Source organism: Paenibacillus sp. YYML68, assembly GCF_027923405.1.
Lineage (GTDB): Bacteria > Bacillota > Bacilli > Paenibacillales > NBRC-103111 > Paenibacillus_G.
On the sequence record NZ_BQYI01000001.1, the window covers coordinates 2,257,460 to 2,279,972 of the forward strand.

Genomic DNA, 22,513 nt, shown 5'->3' on the forward strand with positions numbered 1-22,513 from the left:
TCATGACCTATGCACTTCGTGGTAAGGTCTGGTAGTTTATCGGATGATGCGCAACCCAAAGAACCATCCGATAATGCTCCGGCCAAAATAAATCAATAAGTCTTGCAAACTGCTGTACATGTGTGTCACAATCGATGTAGATTCGCTGTTGCCCTTTGTGGTGTGACATGCGGACCTGACAACGAGTGTGGAAGAGGCCACGAACCATTTCGCCGTGGGTGTAGCCTTCATCACTCGTTTTTTCTTTGTTTAATTCGTATAGAGCAACGGACAGCAACGTTTCGGCCGTAAACAATAATTCGAAGTGTGCATGGTGATGGGCTTCAGTTTCGGAATGACACTTCTCCAAGGCTAGCTCCTGCTTGGCCGTACGGAAAAACACCTCGATCCGCCAACGCTTCACGTAAGTACGCAAGGCTTCTTCAGGCGCATCGAAGCGGTTGCTGATGAGCAGGTAGGCACCCTTGTAAGTCGCGGGGGCTTCCTCCTCCGTCTCGAGCAACTCGGAATCATCTTCCTTTAAGCGCATGGCGGCTACAGCGGCAATTTGTACATAGCGCTGCTTGTTGACTTGCTTGCCTCTGCGGTTCGTTACAGGATGAGGCTGTTTCATGTAGATGTCAGGAATCGCAAGTGAAACCAGTCCTGACGTACCCTCGGCAACCAACTGGCCGTACACTTCCCGAATGAGCATGATCGGGGTCACAGGAACGTACCGCTCCCTGCCCGTGCAAGGCTCGATGACCTTACGAAATAATGCCGTGTTGCGTTTAGCCTTCGTTACCCAGTCAAATTGATGCTTTTCGAGAAAGGCAAAGAAGCCTTTACACAAGTACCAGCGGTCCATCGCAACCCAAAGACGGCAGGTCGCCGATTCGCGCAGCATCAAGAGCATTTGCTTAGCCAAATCGATCTTCGACAAGCCTTCGTTCTTCTGCTCAGACTTGTGCCATACGCGGTAAAACAACGGATATTCAAGTCCGCCTTGAAGTACGGCCTGAACAACGACCACATTCATCGCCCACACATAAGTCTTCTTAGACGAATCATACAACCAGCTCAAAAAAGGAAGCTGCTTGGCATAAGGATGAGCTAGATGCGTATCATCCAGATTGATCACATCCCCATCCTGCAGACGAGTGACTTTATCCTGCTGAAGCCGCGCTACTCGCTTTTTGCCAAAGGTAGTCCATGCGAAGGAGTTGGAGAGAAACCGACTCATCGTGTACTGAGCGAGCTTCCATGGCTGAAACATCACTTTAAGAAGCGCATCCTGCTCGGCCAGTCTCGCCATCTGAACGACAGACGAGCAGTTACTGACAAGGCCGATCACATAGAGAAAGCAGATGAGCCAGGACGGAGTACCACTTCGTTTCATCATACCGGATTGTGTGAGCAGCAGGGAAAGGTCAAACCGCTCCCACAAGCTTTTTAGTATGGGTGCGCCTGCGCACTCTCCATGGTTTAATTGTTTGAATCTCGGTTTTTGTAACGCTGACATTGGAAAACCACCTGTTATCTAGAAGATATACCTCGTAAAAAGGTATTCTTCGCAATTATTTGGCCGTTTTTCAAAAGTCAAGTGTTTTTTTGGATTGAGATGCTACCAGTAAATTACTTCAACTGCATAGGTCATGTATTTTGAATTTAAAGATACTGATGAGACATCTTTTCATAAGCTCCGTTCGAAAGTTATGGATATACATTGGAAAGATGCAGATAGCGGTAAGACATTTTTCTTTATTTATGTACATGAACAAAATCTTGACAGTGAAAAGTTCTCGATAGAAAACAATCATGGCTTCCTCGCCACATCCCCGATATGAAAGTTGGGTTTAGCGTGACTGCCTAGTCCCCATACTGAGTAATACTGCGATTGGACAGAAATACGTGGCTCTTTTTGGTGGTTCGACCCTGTCTAGAAAACTGTGAGCATTCGTTATGTGAGCAACCCCGTGCTGGCTTCGGTACAAGAAGACCGAATGACCGCGGACAGAAAAATGGAGACTTCTAACGAATGCGCCAATCGTCAGTATCATTCGATTGGAGGTAGTTAAATGGAGATGTTAATTGCTCGGTGTGCCGGACTGGATGTGCATCAAGAAACCATTGTAGCTTGTGTCTTGACTGGCGAAGCGGATGAAGCACCACGCGCTGAAACACGCACTTTCCCTACGATGACTCGTGATTTGTTCTCCTTGATGACATGGCTCGAGTCCGAAGGTGTGACGCATATTGCCATGGAGAGTACAGGGATCTACTGGAAACCAGTGTACAACATATTGGAAGGGTACTTCGACATCGCCCTTGCCAATGCACAACGGATTAAGAATGTTTCTGGACGCAAAACGGATGTCAGCGATGCGGAGTGGATCGCTAAACTTTTGCGCGTAGGATTAATCGAGAAGAGCTTCGTGCCTACCGAGGATCTCCGAGAATTACGTGATTTAACACGTTTACGTAAGAAACGGGTTGGAAACTTGACCGCAGAGAAAAACCGCATTCAAAAAATGCTGGAAGCCTCCAACATCAAGTTGGGAACGGTTATTTCAGATGTGTTCGGCGTATCCGGACGCAATTTGCTGGAACGACTGGTCATGCAGGGCTACGTCGATCCGGATGATATTGAAGCCCGAGTACATGGCAACGTAAAACGTAATGTCGCTCGGGTGGCCGAGTCGCTCTTCGGAACGTTAAACAAGCACCAAATCTTGATGATTCGCAATTGCTGGGAGCATATTACCTTCCTCGAGCAATCCATCGCGTTGCTAGATGCAGAAATTGAGGTGCATCTTCAGTCCTATCAGGAAGCCTATCAGTTGATTCAAACGATTCCGGGCATAAGTGAGATTACCGCCGCAGCGATCATTGCCGAAATCGGAGTCGATATGGATCAGTTCCCAACGGCTGATCATCTCGCGTCCTGGGCAGGTGTGGCTCCGGGTAACCATGAGAGCGCGGGTAAAAAAAAAGTACACGAACACGTAAGGGCAATCCGCATGTGAAAACAGCTTTATGTGAAGCCGCTTGGGCAGCAACGAAGTGCCGAAAATCACAGTTGTCGGTTCGATTTTGGAAAATAGCTGCACGCCGTGGGAAGAACAAAGCCATTATTGCTCTAGCTCACAAAATGCTCACGATCATCTACATGATGTTAAAGACGAAGTCGACTTATATCGAAGGTGGACCTCCTGTCTCAAAACCTGTAGCTTAACAGTCTAGCCTATTTTAAGACTGATTATACATCACATCTCAAAAACGATGTGCCGGGCATCCTATTGCTATTTTTCAACTTTCTTCCAGAAAAAACGCTATTTCTTAAAGCAACTTCGACGTTCTAATGACACTGCTTTCAATAATCCTTTCACAGAAAAATAACCCAACCTAGCGATTTTACGGTATCCTTAAGGTCTCACTCTAAAAGGATAGAATCGCTGGATGGGTTATAGACAACAGTCTAACCCATTTGCGGGCGATTGACCAGACCTATGCTCCCATACCTCGATAAAATCATAAATGAATTTCGTTCCTGCTTCTCCAGGCAAGCCACCTTTCACTGGTTTGTCATTACGGTGATCGGCCTGATGGTGCGCTCCGACCAGTTAGGGGTGACCTCCATTGTACGAGACCTTACGCTGCATCCGCGCTGCTACGAGACGCTGATCCATTTCTTTCGTTCTTCGGCCTGGTCGCTGGAATCCCTTCGATTAACTTGGCTCCAAGTCGTCCGCAAGGCGGCTCCTTTGATGACCGTTGGTGACCGCGTAGTCCTGGTGGGCGATGGCATGAAGCAGTCCAAGGAAGGCCGTCGAATGCCCGGCGTGAAGAAAATGCATCAGGAATCAGAAAATTCGTCCAAAGGTGAATATATCTTTGGCCATCTCTTTGGAGCCGTCGGTGTGTTGGTCGGAGCGTCGGCCAAATGGTTCTGCTTGCCCCTCTTTATGAATTTGCAAGACGGCGTGAAGACGATTTGGAACTGGGGAGCGTCCGCTCCAGCCGAGCCGAAATCAGATTCCCATGTGGTGCAAATGATCGGGCAGGGCTTTGCCGCCGCGAAGGTGCTTGGTGACGCCTTGTTCCTGCTGGATCGCTATTTTCTGTCCGTTCCGGCGCTGATCCGGTGGAAGCAGCAGCAGGCTGCGAGCGGAGTTCGGCTGGACCTCATCACGAAGGCCAAAGTCAACACCACAGCCTATGAATTCCCTGCCGCCAAAAAACCAGGCCGGGGCCGTCCGCCGAAGAAAGGCGTGAAAGTCAAGCTCAAGGAGCTTTTTCAAACCCGGGCAGCATCGTTTCAAACGGCCAAGGTGATGCTGTATGGCAAGGAAGAAACGGTTTCCTTTTTGTGCCTGGACCTGTTGTGGGGGCAAAAGCTGTATCAGCCTTTGCGATTTGTCCTGGTGCTGCGTGGAGACCAGACCTCCATTTTGGTGAGTACGGACCTGACGCTTGCCGGTCCCGAGATCATTTCCTTGTACGGATACCGGTTCAAGATCGAATGTACGTTTCGGGAAATGAAACAAGTCATCGGCGCCTTCGGCTATCGCTTCTGGAGCAAATCCATGCCGAAGCTCAAGCGGTATCTGCGCAAGACCGAGAACCATCCACTGGAACAAGTAAAGAACGAACAGGATCAAAAGCGAATACGACAAACACTTGAAGCCATCGAAGGATTCGTCATGTGCAGTTGCATCGCAACCGGCTTAATTCAGATGGTCGCGTTGACGTTTTCGGCGCGTACGCCGGGCTTGTTCTCGCGCTATTTGCGAACACCATCGAAAGCCATCGTCTCTGAGGCTACCGTGGCGGTTTATTTGCGCAGATCCATTTTTCGCATGGTTGCCCAGCACCCGGATTTACCCATAACCGAAATAATTCGTTCCAAGCAGGAAAAAACCACGAACAACGTGGATTTGCTGGCTTCTTAAGCGTTAGAACTTTTCACTGTCCAGAACAAAATGAAGATTATTTAATAAGTGATGAAGAGATTATTACTGCTAAATTGGCTGATTTAGTTGTGGGCAAGTTTTACAGATTTATTATGGACAATGGGTTTACAATTACTGGTGAATACCTTGAATTAAAAAAGATAGGTGAAATAATACACTCAGTATGGATTGATATAGGGCGGCAACCTGTCTATTTAGACTATAGGGAAATTGCTGAGATTATTGAACTAAATATTGATTAGTTGTAAGCATCTCGAAGAAGGCGAGAACATCACATAACACCGTATTCACGCATCGGGCTGACGCCCTTGGTCTGCCAGGAGATAATTCAGCGAAGTAGATTCAGGCAGACAATCCTGCGAGGCTAAGTCTTCGACCCGCCGCTCCGCGGCTTAAGCCTCTCGGATTCGTGAATACGAAGACGTTAGGCGAAATTGCTGGGGACAATGAAAATAAAAAAGCCTATCAGAGTATGATAGACTTAATTCAGGTCTTATAGACATCACCACGGGAGCCAATTTTTATTACATGGATTACTAATATTTCTTCTTCAACTGTGTAAACAACTCGATATGAGCCAACACGCAAACGGAAATCTTGGAATGTTCCTTGCATTCTTTTAATATCAAGTTCAGGATGGAAAGGATCTTCGGCTAATATTTGTAAGTGTTGTATAATTCGCCATGACCTATGCACTTCGTGGTAAGGTCTGGTAGTTTATCGGATGATGCGCAACCCAAAGAACCATCCGATAATGCTCCGGCCAAAATAAATCAATAAGTCTTGCAAACTGCTGTACATGTGTGTCACAATCGATGTAGATTCGCTGTTGCCCTTTGTGGTGTGACATGCGGACCTGACAACGAGTGTGGAAGAGGCCACGAACCATTTCGCCGTGGGTGTAGCCTTCATCACTCGTTTTTTCTTTGTTTAATTCGTATAGAGCAACGGACAGCAACGTTTCGGCCGTAAACAATAATTCGAAGTGTGCATGGTGATGGGCTTCAGTTTCGGAATGACACTTCTCCAAGGCGAGCTCCTGCTTGGCCGTTCGGAAAAACACCTCGATCCGCCAACGCTTCACGTAAGTACGCAAGGCTTCTTCAGGCGCATCGAAGCGGTTGCTGATGAGCAGGTAGGCACCCTTGTAAGTCGCGGGGGCTTCCTCCTCCGTCTCGAGCAACTCGGAATCATCTTCCTTTAAGCGCATGGCGGCTACAGCGGCAATTTGTACATAGCGCTGCTTGTTGACTTGCTTGCCTCTGCGGTTCGTTACAGGATGAGGCTGCTTCATGTAGATGTCAGGAATCGCAAGCGAAACCAGTCCTGACGCACCCTCGGCAACCAACTGGCCGTACACTTCCCGAATGAGCATGATCGGGGTCACAGGAACGTACCGCTCCCTGCCCGTGTAAGGCTCGATGACCTTACGAAATAATGCCGTGTTGCGTTTAGCCTTCGTTACCCAGTCAAATTGATGCTTTTCGAGAAAGGCGAAAAAGCCTTTACACAAGTACCAGCGGTCCATCGCAACCCAAAGACGGCAGGTCGCCGATTCGCGCAGCATCAAGAGCATTTGCTTAGCCAAATCGATCTTCGACAAGCCTTCGTTCTTCTGCTCAGACTTGTGCCATACGCGGTAAAACAACGGATATTCAAGTCCGCCTTGAAGTACGGCCTGAACAACGACCACATTCATCGCCCACACATAAGTCTTCTTAGACGAATCATACAACCAGCTCAAAAAAGGAAGCTGCTTGGCATAAGGATGAGCTAGATGCGTATCATCCAGATTGATCACATCCCCATCCTGCAGACGAGTGACTTCATCCTGCTGAAGCCGCGCTACTCGCTTTTTGCCAAAGGTAGTCCATGCGAAGGAGTTGGAGAGAAACCGACTCATCGTGTACTGAGCGAGCTTCCATGGCTGAAACATCACTTTAAGAAGCGCATCCTGCTCGGCCAGTCTCGCCATCTGAACGACAGACGAGCAGTTACTGACAAGGCCGATCACATAGAGAAAGCAGATGAGCCAGGACGGAGTACCACTTCGTTTCATCATACCGGATTGTGTGAGCAGCAGGGAAAGGTCAAACCGCTCCCACAAGCTTTTTAGTATGGGTGCGCCTGCGCACTCTCCATGGTTTAATTGTTTGAATCTCGGTTTTTGTAACGCTGACATTGGAAAACCACCTGTTATCTAGAAGATATACCTCGTGAAAAGGTATTCTTCGCAATTATTAGGCCGTTTTTCAAAAGTCAAGTTTTTTTTGGATTGGGATGCTACCAGTTAATTACTTCAACTGCATAGGTCATGATTATTACGCTGATGCTCCTAGCGGCTGCTATTATGGGCAGATATCGTCAAGAGAAGATGTAATTGGAACAGTAGCTTGAAAAAGATTACTATAGAAATAGATCTTGGAAATACTCGGCGATTGCAATATAATAATGACACACAAGGAGTTACCAAGTACGGTTTCTATTTTCCGTTTAGGTTAGTGAATGTGGTAGCCTTTTTTATGAGGTCGCTTCTTTCGAATCAAGTTCTGTGGTGGAATTGATTCTAACGGAATCGAGACCTTTTTTAATGTTTTTTTCTTGTTTGGATTAATCAACAGACGTGTCTATATATCTATAATAAGTTGGGAGTGCTTAATGCAAAGGGTTGAATCGTTATTCTTCACCAAGGGAGTGCGTCGATTGATTGTTGTTAAAACTGAGATCGTAGTAAATGCTCCAATTGAACTATGTTTTAATCTTTCTCGTGATATTGAACTACACACCAGAACAGTTTGGAAGCATACAAGTGAAAAAGCGATAGACGGGGTAACATCAGGAAAAATTGGCCTTGGCGAATTCGTAACCTTTCAGGCAACTCATTTGGGCATAAGACAGAAATTAACCTCCCAAATTGTAGAGTACGAAAGACCGAAAAAATTTGTAGATCAGATGGTTCGAGGCGCCTTCAAGAGTATGAGACACATACACGAGTTTGAGGCTCGAGAGGATCAGACTGTAATGAAGGATACGTTAATATTTGAGGCGCCTCTAGGAATATTAGGACTGATAGTAGAACGGCTGATCTTAAAGAAATATATGCGAAGATTTCTAGATGACCGAAACGAGGGGTTAAAGCAAATCGCTGAAAGCCTAGGACTTCAACAATTGTAGAGTAACATTTAAGCATCGAGGGTGTCGCCCCTCGGTTCGAGAGAAGTAATGATATGAAAGTGGCCTCAGAAGACAAATTTAAACTGATATAATAATGTTTTGAGGGTGATTCGATGATGAAAGATCAGAGTGTGATACAGCTTGTACAATCAAGTGGCCTTAACAGGATTGAATCCCTATTAATTAGCCTTACTCTGGAATCCATAAGACTATGGACTGATGTTGAACGAGAAGAGATTATCCCCATTGGCTCTTCAAAGTTAGGCGGTAAACCAGATCTTCCTATAAATCACGAATGGCCACAGAATCAAGGTGGGTTTCTTCAATTTATTGCGCAGATTAATCTTGGACAGATCGCTTCTCTAGAAACGACGATGCTTCCCTCTGAAGGGCTATTAAGCTTTTTTTACGATGCATTAGAGCAACCATGGGGATTTGATCCGAAAGATAAAGGGAGCTGGAAAGTATTATACTTTCAGGATATGAATGAATTCGAAAGAAAAGTAGAACCGTTCGAAATACAAGAAGAAGGAAGCTTCGGTACAGCGAGGATTTCCTTCGAGACACAGACTAGTGTACCTTCTTCCGAATCGATGTCTGTTGAGCGCCTTGAATTATCTCAGGATGACTGTGATCGTTACTGGGAATTGTACGATAAGATTCAGGAACATAATCGTTCAAATGGCATTACACATAAGTTATTGGGCCATCCGGATAACATTCAAGGTGATATGCAATTAGAATGTCAGCTGGTCAGCAACGGCTTGTACTGCGGAGATTCTTCAGGTTACGGTGACCCTCGGAGAACATGGTTAGAGCATGGGGCAGCTTCATGGAGGCTGCTACTTCAAGTTGATTCTGAGGATGAGATTGGAATGATGTGGGGGGACGCAGGGAGACTTTATTTTTGGATCCGGGAAGAAGATCTCCGCGAGAGGAATTTTGACAATGTATGGGTGATCTTGCAATGTGGTTAAGAAAGTAAGAATGTGGTCCAAAAATGATGTCATATACAAAGTACGATAATGAATGAGTAATGGTATGAGGCGATTCTTAAGAGGAAGCATACTTCGAATGCTACCCATCTATCTGAGAAGGGAATGTCAAACAGTATGATGAATCGAGCAATTAGTTCTAAAAGCATCGTAATCATTTTATATTTAATATCTATGTTGTTTTTTGGGGTTCTATGCGTTCCATTCTATGAGGTATGGGGGCCTGCCAAAGAAGTTGCAGGATACTTGTATAAGCCACTCATCTCAACAATCAATAGTAGTCACACGATTAACGGTTACCATAGATTTTATCAAATTGATATTATTAAACAAACATATACCTTAGGAATTATCACAATCATGTTTGTGTTAGTCTGGATTTTACTTTTGCAATGGGAAGTAGAGGATAACAAGAAGCAACAGCAGGATTAACATTATGTTCTACAGCGGATACATCTTCGGGGCATTACAGTTCAAGCTGATCCAACGAATGCAACAAGGCTCAGCGAAGGACCCGAAAGAAAGGATGCTCGAAGAGGTGGATTACTTATGAAATTAAGTGTATAGGTTGTTCTGGTTACATGAAATACCTGAGAGGATTGTACTTATTGAGGAACAGTATGTCCCATAGACGAAGATGAGATTTTTGTTGCAGGGCTGGGAGACGGGGGCATGGAGTGGCTATCATCATGAGAGGAGGCTTGAAATGAACAGTCTATACGTATTGTTCGCTGTAGTGTTGTAAATCGTATCCATATTTACCGGTGAGGTCGTCACGTTTATCGTTTTAGGATTCATACTCATGGCACTCAACAATATTTTAGTCGTGCTGAAAGACATTTCGAATAAAATGGGCACGAATAAAGCAAGAAGCATCGAGAAGAACCAATAGAAGGATTGGAGTAGGAACAAAAGGCTCTGAGAGATTAGACGACTTACTGAGGTGATACTTGCTAATGAGCGATATATTATTCTTTCTGATCGTGATTGCTATTTTTCTGACTCCGATCCTCACTAGAGTGTTCTTCGAGTTTTTTCAAGTATTATTCGGAATAGCTTGTATCATTGCTATAGTGTTCTATCCTGAATTCACTTTTAGCAATAGACCCGTCTTACCTGTCTTATTCTTCGTGATGTGGGTGATCGGGTCATTATATGCGCTGGGCATGCGGAGCAGAGAGCTCGCAATAGATTTGAAACGTGAGCACGAGTACGAGTATCATTCAAAAGGTAACTCATGAAATGACAGGTAAGGTGAACTGTGATGAGCTTATATCGTTTCATCGTAAGTGAAACTCCGCTAGAAGAGGCTGATTACAGCGGCTTCATCTTGTTGAAGGTGAAGGACCTGTTGAAGCTCCCTCAATTACCTACAGGAGCAATTCCTTGGGAAGAACTCGATGGAGAATTAGAAGTGTTGTATGCAGAAGACGAAGATGCTGCTGACGGTCTGTGCATTACATTATGCCACAACCCACCCTATGGCTTGCACAATTATGTCGGCAGTAAACATATATACTGGCTTGAGGGCCGTGTGAACACGAAGTGGGCCACTCAACTGTATGATTACATGAAGAAACATGTGCCTGAAGGTATAAAGGTTGAGCTTTGGTCCATTTGGTTCGGAGCATACATTCAACCAATAACCTCTATATGTATGGAAAGAACACAATTACAAATAGAAGATTTGCTCATTTTGAGTGAGATGAACAAATGCATCGTAGTTGAATAACGAACAGGAGTCTTTGATTTCAAGAGGAGTTCAACGCGATGCCATATTATCAGATCACAAGACCATTTATCGGGGGTTAGCATGATCCAACCTAATTCTACTCCGTTTCCTCAGAAGCTTGCGATCTTGCTCGCTCTAGGAGTGTTGACGTTAATCTGCATGCTGAATATATACGGTATTCGGCAGCCGAACGGAGACCGAACTTATCTGTTTATTAGATGGGATACGTTTTTAGCATGGGTGCCCGTCTGGATTGCGCTCAAGCTTGATTTCGTATATCTCATGAAAAATCGAACGACTCGGTTCGTGCTCTTACTGCTGCTTGGCGCTATCTGGTTATTTTTCTATCCAAATTCTTCGTATCTCGTGACTGAGCTGCTACACGTGTTCGTTCGATATAGCTTCGATCCGGCTCAACGCTTCTGGGTAAATATGGAGTTCTGGGAGCATCTACTCACGCTAACCTCGATAGCGATTCTAGGCTTGCTGCTCGCGGCATATTCCTTGTATACCGTTCAGGAGCTGGTCAGAAGATCGTACGGGTTGCTCGTTAGCTGGATCTTCGCACTCCTCGTTCTTATGCTGAGCAGCTTTGGCGTATATATCGGTCGATTCGTAAGGTGGAATAGCTGGGATGTCATGACCAGACCGGGCTATATTATTGGTCAAACGTATGAGATGCTGACGGACAGCAGTCAGCTCGGCCCCATCATGATGTTTTGTAAATATTTTTTCATCGTACTGCTGCTAGGCTACATACCAATCTATTTGATGACTCGTATAAGAAGGGAAAGTTGAATGGAGGGGGATTGCGGAGCGGATGGAGGCTCTAATCATCGTGGGGTTCCTTGTTATATTAGTTAGAATTGAGATGAACACGAAGAAAAAGCTGGACAACGACGAACGAATCATCGCACGTCTCGATCTACTCATCAACGATATTAGAAAATATAACGAAGAACGAGAGGAGGGCTCGAAATAAGGAAAAAGCGCACGGTAATCCTTCTGTTGTTCTCGATTGCTGCAAATATCGTACTGGCATTCCTCTTATATGTGTAGAGTGAGTCTAATATTCGCGCACTTGATAGCATCCTGACTTATGGAGTACAGAGCAATCTCGTACAGCTTGAGGGGGCTATTACATTTCAGGAGCAGATGAATTGGTCACAAGCTCATCATGTGACGGAGAAGCTGGATGATGTGATGGAATCAGTCTCCATTGCAATTGTGGTTGCCAGCAGGACAGGTCAGCTCGAGGATGAGGTTGGAGCTGCTCTGGACAATCTGTATTCATATCTATCACCATACAAGAAAGATTCAGGCTATCCGAACACGGTATTAAGCGATTCTGAGCGTGATGAATTTGTAGAGCTGGCCAAGAGACTGCGTGAAGCAGGTTGGGGAATGAAGCAAGGATATCATTCTGGTTTTGATAGTTTTATAGAAAAAGTAGGAGGCTTGCTGCAATGATTGAACTCCCTGTGTCCAATCTGAAGGCTTCCCACGATTAGATAAAAGTGTCCAAGGAGAAGGCTATGAAGGTCATCGGGATTAGTCACGTCACGATTAAAGTGACTGATTTGAACAGGTCCATCGATTTTTATTGTCGTGTACTTCAGATGGACTTACGGCACAGAGGCAACAAGGATGCTTACTTGGAGTGGGGGAGCAGTTAGGTTTGTTTAATACAAAGTGAGCACAGAACTCGAATTGCATACCTCGAATCTGGAGGAGCGACTGTTGGTGTGGTAGCAGACAGACTTGGAGGTGTCGATATTGAGAAGGAAGTACAAGATCATGTTCATTACGATCGTATTCATCCTAATGGCTCCGGTCCTGTATTCTTATGTATCTTATTTGCAAATCAGAGTGAGCAATGAGCATGACGCTGAATTTTCGACCCGATTGGAGAGTACGGTGCTTGAAGGCCAGCCTTTCAAGATGACGGACGTCACGATGTTTGAATGGGACAAGATGTATGCCTTCGGTCCATATACGCCAAAAGAGTATGTATTCGAAAACGTAGGAAAAAAGTGGACGACTGTGGATTCATTTAATGAATATCTAATCTCCGAGCACATCGGTTTAGGTAGTGACCCGTTGATCCATGAAAGCAACAATCAACTTGTTTTTATAAAGGGTGACGATGTCATATTGGATGTGATATTCACTCGAGATCAGGTGGATCTGACGGAAATAAAATCAGTCATTACTGCAGATGATTCTGCATTTCAAATCAAGAAACCAAGTGTGATCTTGCATACTCCGGCTTCAAAGTAAGTGTCGGTGCTCAGACTTGAGGATGAGGTAAGCTATAGAGCAGTAATTGAAGGTGTAGGGTTTGAGCTGAGAAGCGAAAATCCGGACAAGACGAAGCGGTACTTCCGCGAAATTCCCGGAACTCGTAGAACACATCTCCATGTGAAGGAAGCGGGGAGCTTCGCGGAGCAGGCGACCTTGCTGCTCAGAGATTATTTGCGGGAGCATGTGGATGATTGCCGTAGGTGTGCACTCGAGAAGCACCGTCTGATGAAGCTCTATGCCGATCAAAGACCGAGGTATGTGGAAGGCAAAGCGCCGATCGTGTGGGAAATCCTGCATCGAGCGCATGTATGGGCACAAGAGACTGGCTGGCGGCCTGGTCAGAGCGACGCTTAGTCGGAAACTCGAGCCAGTAAGCCAGTATTCAATCAAGCAAGAGTAAAGGAGTGTTGAAGATAATGATAGCTATGAAGCTGCCACGAGAGCAAAAAGAACAGCTCATTGAAAGTGTACAAGCTTACTTCGAGCGAGAACGATCTGAAGAAATCGGCGAGCTCGCCGCGGAGCAGCTGATTGATTATATGCTGCAGGAGCTGGGGCCGCACATCTACAACAAGGCGATCGCAGATGCGAGAGCGCTGGTCCAAGAGAAGGCGATGCAGATCGAGGATGAGCTGTACGCGCTGGAGAAGCCGTTAAGCAGTCGTTAATGGTTCGACATGAATGAAGATGATCCATACTGGAGGCGACTCGATGCCATACATCAATCTACAGATTACAGCCGGTGCGACACGCGAGCAGAAGGCTCGGATTGTGCAAGAGTTCACGCAGACACTGGTTCATGTGCTCGGCAAGAAGCCGGAGCATATTCATATTGTGATTCAAGACATCGAGGAGCACAACTGGGGCTACTCCGGTATGCTGACCGATGACTACCGTAAGCAGGGTGAGAGCTAAGCGATCTTATGAATCGCATGAGTTCAATGCTCCAGCCCGCAGCACATCAATGCGGTCGTTCGCACGTCTGGAGCCGTCGTTGACGAACGGGACGTCGGACTTGTCACCGGCTGAGAACGCCCCGAAGCCGGCTATGAAGTGAACCTCACGCTCAGTCGATAAGCGGGAAGCATGTGATGAATAATCGACGGCAGCTCACAGGTTAAGTAGGGCTTGCTGAACCAACTCAAAACCCTTAATCCACAAGGATTTTGACGACTTTTCGTCGAATTCATCTGCAAGGATAACACAGGAAAACGGCAAAAAACCTTGCAGATGGAGTATGAGAAAATGTTCATGCAGAATCGAGTTATGACGGATTTGTTGAAGGACTTCTATTTACCCTTCGGCGGGAAGCTCAATCCAACCAATCGTTGGTTGGGTGCAGCTCTCGGCGATCATCCCGTGGGATATGGTAGAGGAGAGGTATGTCAAGTCCCTTCAATCCCTGCACATCGGACAGAAGGCGTATACGTCGCTACTATACAGGGATTCCCTTATACTCATTTAGGAAGGAGAAAAAACTCAATGGGAAGAACCATCGGCTATATTATTTTGTTAGTTCTGGCCAGCTTTATATCTTTCCTTGTAATAGATTATTCGATTCCCAGGGCAAATTTTACGGAAGTAATAGTAATTTTGATTTCAGTTCAAAACTCTGTAATTTTAGCACTACTTCTTAGTAACTTGACAGTGAAAAGTTCTCGATAGAAAACAATCATGGCTTCCTCGCCACATCCCCGATATGAAAGTTGGGTTTAGCGTGACTGCCTAGTCCCCATACTGAGTAATACTGCGATTGGACAGAAATACGTGGCTCTTTTTGGTGGTTCGACCCTGTCTAGAAAACTGTGAGCATTCGTTATGTGAGCAACCCCGTGCTGGCTTCGGTACAAGAAGACCGAATGACCGCGGACAGAAAAATGGAGACTTCTAACGAATGCGCCAATCGTCAGTATCATTCGATTGGAGGTAGTTAAATGGAGATGTTAATTGCTCGGTGTGCCGGACTGGATGTGCATCAAGAAACCATTGTAGCTTGTGTCTTGACTGGCGAAGCGGATGAAGCACCACGCGCTGAAACACGCACTTTCCCTACGATGACTCGTGATTTGTTCTCCTTGATGACATGGCTCGAGTCCGAAGGTGTGACGCATATTGCCATGGAGAGTACAGGGATCTACTGGAAACCAGTGTACAACATATTGGAAGGGTACTTCGACATCGCCCTTGCCAATGCACAACGGATTAAGAATGTTTCTGGACGCAAAACGGATGTCAGCGATGCGGAGTGGATCGCTAAACTTTTGCGCGTAGGATTAATCGAGAAGAGCTTCGTGCCTACCGAGGATCTCCGAGAATTACGTGATTTAACACGTTTACGTAAGAAACGGGTTGGAAACTTGACCGCAGAGAAAAACCGCATTCAAAAAATGCTGGAAGCCTCCAACATCAAGTTGGGAACGGTTATTTCAGATGTGTTCGGCGTATCCGGACGCAATTTGCTGGAACGACTGGTCATGCAGGGCTACGTCGATCCGGATGATATTGAAGCCCGAGTACATGGCAACGTAAAACGTAATGTCGCTCGGGTGGCCGAGTCGCTCTTCGGAACGTTAAACAAGCACCAAATCTTGATGATTCGCAATTGCTGGGAGCATATTACCTTCCTCGAGCAATCCATCGCGTTGCTAGATGCAGAAATTGAGGTGCATCTTCAGTCCTATCAGGAAGCCTATCAGTTGATTCAAACGATTCCGGGCATAAGTGAGATTACCGCCGCAGCGATCATTGCCGAAATCGGAGTCGATATGGATCAGTTCCCAACGGCTGATCATCTCGCGTCCTGGGCAGGTGTGGCTCCGGGTAACCATGAGAGCGCGGGTAAAAAAAAAGTACACGAACACGTAAGGGCAATCCGCATGTGAAAACAGCTTTATGTGAAGCCGCTTGGGCAGCAACGAAGTGCCGAAAATCACAGTTGTCGGTTCGATTTTGGAAAATAGCTGCACGCCGTGGGAAGAACAAAGCCATTATTGCTCTAGCTCACAAAATGCTCACGATCATCTACATGATGTTAAAGACGAAGTCGACTTATATCGAAGGTGGACCTCCTGTCTCAAAACCTGTAGCTTAACAGTCTAGCCTATTTTAAGACTGATTATACATCACATCTCAAAAACGATGTGTCGGGCATCCTATTGCTATTTTTCAACTTTCTTCCAGAAAACAATCATGGCTTCCTCGCCACATCCCCGATATGAAAGTTGGGTTTAGCGTGACTGCCTAGTCCCCATACTGAGTAATACTGCGATTGGACAGAAATACGTGGCTCTTTTTGGTGGTTCGACCCTGTCTAGAAAACTGTGAGCATTCGTTATGTGAGCAACCCCGTGCTGGCTTCGGTACAAGAAGACCGAATGACCGCGGACAGAAAAATGGAGACTTCTAACGAATGCGCCAATCGTCAGTATCATTCGATTGGAGGTAGTTAAATGGAGATGTTAATTGCTCGGTGTGCCGGACTGGATGTGCATCAAGAAACCATTGTAGCTTGTGTCTTGACTGGCGAAGCGGATGAAGCACCACGCGCTGAAACACGCACTTTCCCTACGATGACTCGTGATTTGTTCTCCTTGATGACATGGCTCGAGTCCGAAGGTGTGACGCATATTGCCATGGAGAGTACAGGGATCTACTGGAAACCAGTGTACAACATATTGGAAGGGTACTTCGACATCGCCCTTGCCAATGCACAACGGATTAAGAATGTTTCTGGACGCAAAACGGATGTCAGCGATGCGGAGTGGATCGCTAAACTTTTGCGCGTAGGATTAATCGAGAAGAGCTTCGTGCCTACCGAGGATCTCCGAGAATTACGTGATTTAACACGTTTACGTAAGAAACGGGTTGGAAACTTGACCGCAGAGAAAAACCGCATTCAAAAAATGCTGGAAGCCTCCAACATCAAGTTGGGAACGGTTATTTCAGATGTGTTCGGCGTATCCGGACGCAATTTGCTGGAACGACTGGTCATGCAGGGCTACGTCGATCCGGATGATATTGAAGCCCGAGTACATGGCAACGTAAAACGTAATGTCGCTCGGGTGGCCGAGTCGCTCTTCGGAACGTTAAACAAGCACCAAATCTTGATGATTCGCAATTGCTGGGAGCATATTACCTTCCTCGAGCAATCCATCGCGTTGCTAGATGCAGAAATTGAGGTGCATCTTCAGTCCTATCAGGAAGCCTATCAGTTGATTCAAACGATTCCGGGCATAAGTGAGATTACCGCCGCAGCGATCATTGCCGAAATCGGAGTCGATATGGATCAGTTCCCAACGGCTGATCATCTCGCGTCCTGGGCAGGTGTGGCTCCGGGTAACCATGAGAGCGCGGGTAAAAAAAAAGTACACGAACACGTAAGGGCAATCCGCATGTGAAAACAGCTTTATGTGAAGCCGCTTGGGCAGCAACGAAGTGCCGAAAATCACAGTTGTCGGTTCGATTTTGGAAAATAGCTGCACGCCGTGGGAAGAACAAAGCCATTATTGCTCTAGCTCACAAAATGCTCACGATCATCTACATGATGTTAAAGACGAAGTCGACTTATATCGAAGGTGGACCTCCTGTCTCAAAACCTGTAGCTTAACAGTCTAGCCTATTTTAAGACTGATTATACATCACATCTCAAAAACGATGTGTCGGGCATCCTATTGCTATTTTTCAACTTTCTTCCAGAAAAAACGCTATTTCTTAAAGCAACTTCGACGTTCTAATGACACTGCTTTCAATAATCCTTTCACAGAAAAATAACCCAACCTAGCGATTTTACGGTATCCTTAAGGTCTCACTCTAAAAGGATAGAATCGCTGGATGGGTTATAGACAACAGTCTAACCCATTTGCGGGCGATTGACCAGACCTATGCTCCCATACCTCGATAAAATCATAAATGAATTTCGTTCCTGCTTCTCCAGGCAAGCCGCCTTTCACTGGTTTGTCATTACGGTGATCGGCCTGATGGTGCGCTCCGACCAGTTAGGGGTGACCTCCATTGTACGAGACCTTACGCTGCATCCGCGCTGCTACGAGACGCTGATCCATTTCTTTCGTTCTTCGGCCTGGTCGCTGGAATCCCTTCGATTAACTTGGCTCCAAGTCGTCCGCAAGGCGGCTCCTTTGATGACCGTTGGTGACCGCGTAGTCCTGGTGGGCGATGGCATGAAGCAGTCCAAGGAAGGCCGTCGAATGCCCGGCGTGAAGAAAATGCATCAGGAATCAGAAAATTCGTCCAAAGGTGAATATATCTTTGGCCATCTCTTTGGAGCCGTCGGTGTGTTGGTCGGAGCGTCGGCCAAATGGTTCTGCTTGCCCCTCTTTATGAATTTGCAAGACGGCGTGAAGACGATTTGGAACTGGGGAGCGTCCGCTCCAGCCGAGCCGAAATCAGATTCCCATGTGGTGCAAATGATCGGGCAGGGCTTTGCCGCCGCGAAGGTGCTTGGTGACGCCTTGTTCCTGCTGGATCGCTATTTTCTGTCCGTTCCGGCGCTGATCCGGTGGAAGCAGGAGCAGGCTGCGAGCGGAGTCCGACTGGACCTCATCACGAAGGCCAAAGTCAACACCACAGCCTATGAATTCCCCGCTGCCAAAAACCAGGCCGGGGCCGTCCGCCGAAGAAAGGCGCGAAAGTCAAGCTCAAGGAGCTTTTTCAAACCCGGGCAGCATCGTTTCAAACGGCCGAGGTGATGCTGTATGGCAAGGAAGAAACGGTTTCCTTTTGTGCCTGGACCTGTTGTGGGGGCAAAAGCTGTATCAGCCTTTGCGATTTGTCCTGGTGCTGCGTGGAGACCAGACCTCTATTTTGGTGAGTACGGACCTGACGCTTGCCGGCCCCGAGATCATTTCCTTGTACGGATACCGGTTCAAGATCGAATGTACGTTTCGGGAAATGAAACAAGTCATCGGCGCCTTCGGCTATCGCTTCTGGAGCAAATCCATGCCGAAGCTCAAGCGGTATCTACGCAAGACCGAGAGCCATCCACTGGAACAAGTAAAGAACGAACAGGATCAAAAGCGAATACGACAAACACTTGAAGCCATCGAAGGATTCGTCATGTGCAGTTGCATCGCAACCGGCTTAATTCAGATGGTCGCGTTGACGTTTTCGGCGCGTACGCCGGGCTTGTTCTCGCGCTATTTGCGAACACCATCGAAAGCCATCGTCTCTGAGGCTACCGTGGCGGTTTATTTGCGCAGATCCATTTTTCGCATGGTTGCCCAGCACCCGGATTTACCCATAACCGAAATAATTCGTTCCAAGCAGGAAAAAACCACGAACAACGTGGATTTGCTGGCTTCTTAAGCGTTAGAACTTTTCACTGTCCAGTTAGTAAAAAATCAAAGTGAAGCAGACTCAACAAGTTGAGTTCAATTGTGCTAAGGACCTTCGGACGCGCTCGCACAAGGCAGGAAGCTCCTCGGTAATAAAGGTGTAATAATCCCGGCCATATACCGTGTTCGTGTTACAGCCCAACAGACCCTGGGGCATGATGACGGCAACCGGAAGCCCGTCTATATATCGCTCGATGCTCGTTCTCCGCAGCCAGCTCGTATGGTCGCCACCTAATGGATGGAGCAGGTACAATGCACGGTAATCATCGGTGTCCGCCCTGGATGACGTGTGCGCTGTACCGGTGGCTTCGGGCAGTAGCACCTCCAGGCTGAGCGGCATCCGCAGCGCCTCGGAATGAATATTCATATGCAGCCATGACATGGACAGTCCTCCTTCTCGAGTCATTCGAAGCGAATGCTCAACATATGATGTAGGAAGCAGGGGGTGGACAATAGGGTCTACATTGTAGGCCAAGGATAGCTCACTTAGCAAGACGCAGCTATCCGGCAAGAAGACGTCCCAGCTGTAATGACATGACAAGGAGCTGTGATCGCCATGCTGCTGGAGGTAATGGAATCTGCTGTGCTCATGATTAAGCCGGGAATGGCTAACGCGTTCGAATCTGCCTTTCGCCAAGCTTCGGCGCTTATGACGGCTAGGCGCGGCTACATCAGCCATGAGCTGCATAAATGTATCGAGACGGATCATAAATATATGCTGCTCGTCCGATGGGCGACACTGAAGGACCATATGGTCGGCTTCCGGCAGTCTCCCGAGTACGAGGAGTGGGTGATACGGCTGCAGCCGTATCTCGAGTCGGATCCGCAGGAGGAGCATTACATTCGCATCAAGCACGAGTCGCCTGATTCTACACGTTCATAATGAAGACAAGCCCAAGCTGCATAGACTGGTAGTACTAGCGAGCCGAGGTGAGAGCGCATGAGAATCATATTGGCGATTAGCGGAGAAGCGGAGAATCGTGGTCATGTACGGCGGGAGAAAGATGGCGGGCATTGGACTAATATGAGAAATGAAACAAATACCGCTGCAGACACTTACATCGCAAGCTGTGACGACAGCTCTCTGAACGAGTCTGCTCGCCTTGACCTCGCAGGTCATTCCCTCACCGAGCAGGGGCGCCTTGCAGCGCTACAGTGGCGGTCGCGCATCCCGCTTACGGATGAGGATGCGATCATCGCCGGCCCGATGCTGTCGATGGTGCAGACCGGCGAGCTCTGGAGCGGTGCCAGCGGCTGCGCGAGGTTCATTCATCCGCTGGCCGGTCCGCGGCTGCATCCGCACAGCCCGAGCTTCGAGCATCTGGAGTCGCACGAGCAGGATCGCGTGATCGAGCCAGACTGCCTGCAAGCGGCGTTCCCAGACTGGCTGTACCCACCCGACTTGCCGGAATATTTATGGGTGCAGGGTATTCATGCGCTGCCGACCTTCTTGTTCGAGCAGCAGGCGAAGCGCTTTCTCGACTGGTGCGCCCAGCTTGGGCGGCCTCGGGTCGTTATCGTGACGGCGCCCGGCACGCGGATCGCACTACGGGGGCTGCTGCAGCAGCAGATGAAGGCCGACAGCGGGGAATTGCGTTCGATTACGAACGTATTTCGTCAAGAAGCGGCCGATCTGTAGTCTGTTTCGACAATATGTATTTCAAGGTTAGCCGCAATATGGTATAATTCATCCTTAGTTAAGTCAAAGATTGGGTAAGGAGTGGGACGTCTTGGCATTAATAGTGATGAAATTCGGCGGAAGCTCAGTGGGCGATGCCGAACGTATGAAGCGTGTTGCAGCTCGAGTGGCCGAGCGGCAGCGTGAAGGACATCAATGCGTCGTCGTCGTATCCGCAATGGGAGACACGACCGATGACCTGATTGATCTGACGAAGCAGATTTGCACGATTACTCCACCAGCTCGTGAGATGGATATGCTACTGTCGACCGGAGAGCAAGTATCGATCGCGCTGCTATCGATGGCCATTCAGAGTCTTGGTCAGCCGGCGGTATCGTTCACAGGCTGGCAGGCGGGCATGTACACCGAAGCGGTGCACGGCAAGGCGAGAATTACCGACATTCAGCCGGAGCGCGTACATCAGGCGCTTGACGCTGGCAACGTTGTGATCGTAGCTGGCTTCCAGGGCATGAGTGAAGCTGGAGAGATTACGACGCTCGGTCGCGGCGGCTCCGATACGACAGCGGTAGCGCTTGCAGCTGCGATCAAGGCGGACGTGTGCGAGATCTTCACCGATGTGGACGGCGTCTACTCGACCGACCCTCGGATCGTGAAGTGCGCACGCAAGCTGAACGAAATTTCGTATGACGAAATGCTGGAGCTCGCGAACCTCGGGGCAGCTGTTCTTCATCCGCGTGCGGTTGAATATGCGAAAAATTACAACGTACGTCTCGTGGTACGATCCAGCTTTAACCATAATGAAGGTACGAACGTGAAGGAGGAAGCAATGATGGAGCAAGGAATCGTAGTACGCGGAATCGCTTACGACAAGAACGTAGCCCGCATCAGCATTCTGGGCATTGAAGAGAAGCCAGGCCAGCTGGCGAAGGTGTTTACGGCGCTCGCGAAGGAGCAGATTGACGTGGACATTATCGTACAAAGCGGGGTTCAGAGCGGAGGCGCTGACTTCTCGTTCACCGTGTCGATGTCGGACCTCGAGAAGGCGTTGCAGACGATTGACAGCATCCGCGGCAGCGTCGGCTTCCGTGAGGTGACTTCCGAGACGAATCTCGTGAAGGTATCGATCGTAGGCGCAGGCATGGTTAGCACACCGGGTGTTGCGGCGAAAATGTTCGAGACGATCTCCGACCTCGGCATCACGATTCTGATGGTCAGCACGTCCGAAATCAAGACGTCGTGCGTCATCGAGAGCGGCCGCGTGAACGAGGTCGTTCAGGCGCTGCATACCGCATACGGTCTGGACACGGATCAGACGGTATTCGTTGGCGGTCCTTCGGAGCGTCGCTAATTTGCCCCCTAGCTCCATG

22 protein-coding genes and 3 pseudogenes are annotated in these 22,513 nt (G+C 47.8%); 21 read left to right on the plus strand and 4 right to left on the minus strand.

Going from position 1 to position 22,513, the window contains the following annotated elements; all coding sequences use genetic code 11:
- Positions 1–7: 7 nt before the first annotated feature.
- A complete protein-coding gene (locus tag PAE68_RS10220; RefSeq protein WP_281886603.1) occupies positions 8–1,501 on the minus strand; it encodes a transposase in 1,494 nt (497 codons plus the stop codon).
- 556 nt (positions 1,502–2,057) lie between these two features.
- Here PAE68_RS10220 and PAE68_RS10225 point away from each other — a divergent pair.
- Together PAE68_RS10225 and PAE68_RS10230 are read left to right on the plus strand one after the other, a co-directional pair.
- A pseudogene (locus PAE68_RS10225) lies at positions 2,058–3,214 on the plus strand (IS110 family RNA-guided transposase).
- Positions 3,215–3,488: 274 nt separating this feature from the next.
- A complete protein-coding gene (locus PAE68_RS10230) occupies positions 3,489–4,931 on the plus strand; it encodes a transposase (RefSeq protein ID WP_281886556.1) in 1,443 nt (480 codons plus the stop codon).
- A 507-nt stretch (positions 4,932–5,438) separates the two neighbouring features.
- Here the strand turns inward: PAE68_RS10230 and PAE68_RS22820 are convergent.
- Positions 5,439–5,648, minus strand: coding sequence for a type II toxin-antitoxin system RelE family toxin (locus tag PAE68_RS22820; protein WP_397378545.1), 210 nt, complete (start codon positions 5,646–5,648; stop codon positions 5,439–5,441).
- Positions 5,641–7,134, minus strand: a complete 1,494-nt coding sequence (locus tag PAE68_RS10235) for a transposase (RefSeq protein WP_281885511.1) — start codon at positions 7,132–7,134, stop codon at positions 5,641–5,643. The genes PAE68_RS22820 and PAE68_RS10235 overlap by 8 nt, the downstream gene beginning before the upstream one ends.
- A 521-nt stretch (positions 7,135–7,655) precedes the next feature.
- Here PAE68_RS10235 and PAE68_RS10240 point away from each other — a divergent pair.
- The 16 genes and pseudogenes from PAE68_RS10240 (at position 7,656) to PAE68_RS10315 (ending at position 19,478) form a co-directional block, all read left to right on the plus strand.
- Entirely contained in the window at positions 7,656–8,126 is a 471-nt protein-coding gene (locus PAE68_RS10240) for an SRPBCC family protein (RefSeq protein WP_281886605.1), read from the plus strand.
- 113 nt (positions 8,127–8,239) lie between these two features.
- Positions 8,240–9,103 (plus strand): YwqG family protein, encoded by an 864-nt coding sequence (locus tag PAE68_RS10245; protein WP_281886607.1) that lies wholly within the window; start codon positions 8,240–8,242, stop codon positions 9,101–9,103.
- Positions 9,104–10,385: 1,282 nt separating this feature from the next.
- Entirely contained in the window at positions 10,386–10,853 is a 468-nt protein-coding gene (locus PAE68_RS10250) for a hypothetical protein (RefSeq protein ID WP_281886609.1), read from the plus strand.
- A gap of 81 nt (positions 10,854–10,934) precedes the next feature.
- The gene (locus tag PAE68_RS10255; protein WP_281886611.1) at positions 10,935–11,651 is read left to right on the plus strand and encodes a DUF1361 domain-containing protein; all 717 of its coding nucleotides are present in this window, start codon (positions 10,935–10,937) and stop codon (positions 11,649–11,651) included.
- Positions 11,652–11,673: 22 nt separating this feature from the next.
- The gene (locus PAE68_RS10260) at positions 11,674–11,835 is read left to right on the plus strand and encodes a hypothetical protein (protein ID WP_281886613.1); all 162 of its coding nucleotides are present in this window, start codon (positions 11,674–11,676) and stop codon (positions 11,833–11,835) included.
- A 173-nt stretch (positions 11,836–12,008) separates the two neighbouring features.
- On the plus strand, positions 12,009–12,323 hold the full coding sequence (locus PAE68_RS10265) for a hypothetical protein (protein ID WP_281886615.1): 315 nt from the start codon (positions 12,009–12,011) through the stop codon (positions 12,321–12,323).
- A gap of 65 nt (positions 12,324–12,388) precedes the next feature.
- On the plus strand, positions 12,389–12,529 hold the full coding sequence (locus tag PAE68_RS10270; RefSeq protein ID WP_281886617.1) for a VOC family protein: 141 nt from the start codon (positions 12,389–12,391) through the stop codon (positions 12,527–12,529).
- Positions 12,530–12,650: 121 nt separating this feature from the next.
- Positions 12,651–13,133 (plus strand): hypothetical protein, encoded by a 483-nt coding sequence (locus PAE68_RS10275; RefSeq protein WP_281886620.1) that lies wholly within the window; start codon positions 12,651–12,653, stop codon positions 13,131–13,133.
- A 6-nt stretch (positions 13,134–13,139) separates the two neighbouring features.
- On the plus strand, positions 13,140–13,511 hold the full coding sequence (locus tag PAE68_RS10280; RefSeq protein ID WP_281886622.1) for a GrpB family protein: 372 nt from the start codon (positions 13,140–13,142) through the stop codon (positions 13,509–13,511).
- Positions 13,512–13,573: 62 nt separating this feature from the next.
- Positions 13,574–13,825 carry a DUF2164 domain-containing protein gene (locus PAE68_RS10285; RefSeq protein ID WP_281886624.1) on the plus strand — a complete coding sequence of 84 codons (252 nt, stop codon included), beginning with the start codon at positions 13,574–13,576 and terminating at the stop codon, positions 13,823–13,825.
- Positions 13,826–13,868: 43 nt separating this feature from the next.
- Positions 13,869–14,072 carry a tautomerase family protein gene (locus PAE68_RS10290; protein WP_281886626.1) on the plus strand — a complete coding sequence of 68 codons (204 nt, stop codon included), beginning with the start codon at positions 13,869–13,871 and terminating at the stop codon, positions 14,070–14,072.
- Positions 14,073–14,402: 330 nt separating this feature from the next.
- Entirely contained in the window at positions 14,403–14,822 is a 420-nt protein-coding gene (locus PAE68_RS10295) for a hypothetical protein (RefSeq protein WP_281886628.1), read from the plus strand.
- Between the two features lie 269 nt (positions 14,823–15,091).
- A pseudogene (locus PAE68_RS10300) lies at positions 15,092–16,248 on the plus strand (IS110 family RNA-guided transposase).
- A 358-nt stretch (positions 16,249–16,606) separates the two neighbouring features.
- Positions 16,607–17,763 (plus strand): annotated as a pseudogene (locus tag PAE68_RS10305) (IS110 family RNA-guided transposase).
- A gap of 274 nt (positions 17,764–18,037) precedes the next feature.
- On the plus strand, positions 18,038–18,862 hold the full coding sequence (locus PAE68_RS10310) for a transposase (protein WP_281886630.1): 825 nt from the start codon (positions 18,038–18,040) through the stop codon (positions 18,860–18,862).
- Positions 18,863–18,893: 31 nt separating this feature from the next.
- Complete coding sequence (locus PAE68_RS10315; RefSeq protein ID WP_281886632.1) at positions 18,894–19,478, plus strand: hypothetical protein; 585 nt, start codon at positions 18,894–18,896, stop codon at positions 19,476–19,478.
- A 51-nt stretch (positions 19,479–19,529) separates the two neighbouring features.
- Here PAE68_RS10315 and PAE68_RS10320 read toward each other — a convergent pair whose 3' ends face one another.
- Positions 19,530–19,889 carry an alpha/beta hydrolase gene (locus PAE68_RS10320; protein WP_281886635.1) on the minus strand — a complete coding sequence of 120 codons (360 nt, stop codon included), beginning with the start codon at positions 19,887–19,889 and terminating at the stop codon, positions 19,530–19,532.
- 174 nt (positions 19,890–20,063) lie between these two features.
- Between PAE68_RS10320 and PAE68_RS10325 the strand changes: the two genes are divergently transcribed.
- The 3 genes from PAE68_RS10325 (at position 20,064) to PAE68_RS10335 (ending at position 22,494) form a co-directional block, all read left to right on the plus strand.
- The gene (locus PAE68_RS10325; protein WP_281886637.1) at positions 20,064–20,390 is read left to right on the plus strand and encodes an antibiotic biosynthesis monooxygenase family protein; all 327 of its coding nucleotides are present in this window, start codon (positions 20,064–20,066) and stop codon (positions 20,388–20,390) included.
- 57 nt (positions 20,391–20,447) lie between these two features.
- The gene (locus PAE68_RS10330; RefSeq protein WP_281886639.1) at positions 20,448–21,146 is read left to right on the plus strand and encodes a histidine phosphatase family protein; all 699 of its coding nucleotides are present in this window, start codon (positions 20,448–20,450) and stop codon (positions 21,144–21,146) included.
- Positions 21,147–21,237: 91 nt separating this feature from the next.
- Positions 21,238–22,494 carry an aspartate kinase gene (locus tag PAE68_RS10335; RefSeq protein WP_281886641.1) on the plus strand — a complete coding sequence of 419 codons (1,257 nt, stop codon included), beginning with the start codon at positions 21,238–21,240 and terminating at the stop codon, positions 22,492–22,494.
- The last annotated feature ends 19 nt before the right edge of the window (positions 22,495–22,513 follow it).

What these genes read in the sequence shown, in the direction of transcription:
- PAE68_RS10330 (WP_281886639.1), top strand. Translation starts at nt 20,448, where the DNA reads ATGAGAATCATATTGGCGATTAGCGGAGAAGCGGAGAATCGTGGTCAT.
- PAE68_RS10220 (WP_281886603.1), bottom strand. Translation starts at nt 1,501, where the DNA reads ATGTCAGCGTTACAAAAACCGAGATTCAAACAATTAAACCATGGAGAG.
- PAE68_RS10295 (WP_281886628.1), top strand. Translation starts at nt 14,403, where the DNA reads ATGTTCATGCAGAATCGAGTTATGACGGATTTGTTGAAGGACTTCTAT.
- PAE68_RS10275 (WP_281886620.1), top strand. Translation starts at nt 12,651, where the DNA reads ATGTTCATTACGATCGTATTCATCCTAATGGCTCCGGTCCTGTATTCT.
- PAE68_RS10310 (WP_281886630.1), top strand. Translation starts at nt 18,038, where the DNA reads ATGCTCCCATACCTCGATAAAATCATAAATGAATTTCGTTCCTGCTTC.
- PAE68_RS10260 (WP_281886613.1), top strand. Translation starts at nt 11,674, where the DNA reads ATGGAGGCTCTAATCATCGTGGGGTTCCTTGTTATATTAGTTAGAATT.
- PAE68_RS10265 (WP_281886615.1), top strand. Translation starts at nt 12,009, where the DNA reads ATGAATTGGTCACAAGCTCATCATGTGACGGAGAAGCTGGATGATGTG.
- PAE68_RS10250 (WP_281886609.1), top strand. Translation starts at nt 10,386, where the DNA reads ATGAGCTTATATCGTTTCATCGTAAGTGAAACTCCGCTAGAAGAGGCT.
- PAE68_RS10245 (WP_281886607.1), top strand. Translation starts at nt 8,240, where the DNA reads ATGATGAAAGATCAGAGTGTGATACAGCTTGTACAATCAAGTGGCCTT.
- PAE68_RS10285 (WP_281886624.1), top strand. Translation starts at nt 13,574, where the DNA reads ATGATAGCTATGAAGCTGCCACGAGAGCAAAAAGAACAGCTCATTGAA.
- PAE68_RS10235 (WP_281885511.1), bottom strand. Translation starts at nt 7,134, where the DNA reads ATGTCAGCGTTACAAAAACCGAGATTCAAACAATTAAACCATGGAGAG.
- PAE68_RS10230 (WP_281886556.1), top strand. Translation starts at nt 3,489, where the DNA reads ATGCTCCCATACCTCGATAAAATCATAAATGAATTTCGTTCCTGCTTC.
- PAE68_RS10290 (WP_281886626.1), top strand. Translation starts at nt 13,869, where the DNA reads ATGCCATACATCAATCTACAGATTACAGCCGGTGCGACACGCGAGCAG.
- PAE68_RS10255 (WP_281886611.1), top strand. Translation starts at nt 10,935, where the DNA reads ATGATCCAACCTAATTCTACTCCGTTTCCTCAGAAGCTTGCGATCTTG.
- PAE68_RS10320 (WP_281886635.1), bottom strand. Translation starts at nt 19,889, where the DNA reads ATGTCATGGCTGCATATGAATATTCATTCCGAGGCGCTGCGGATGCCG.
- PAE68_RS10270 (WP_281886617.1), top strand. Translation starts at nt 12,389, where the DNA reads ATGAAGGTCATCGGGATTAGTCACGTCACGATTAAAGTGACTGATTTG.
- PAE68_RS10325 (WP_281886637.1), top strand. Translation starts at nt 20,064, where the DNA reads ATGCTGCTGGAGGTAATGGAATCTGCTGTGCTCATGATTAAGCCGGGA.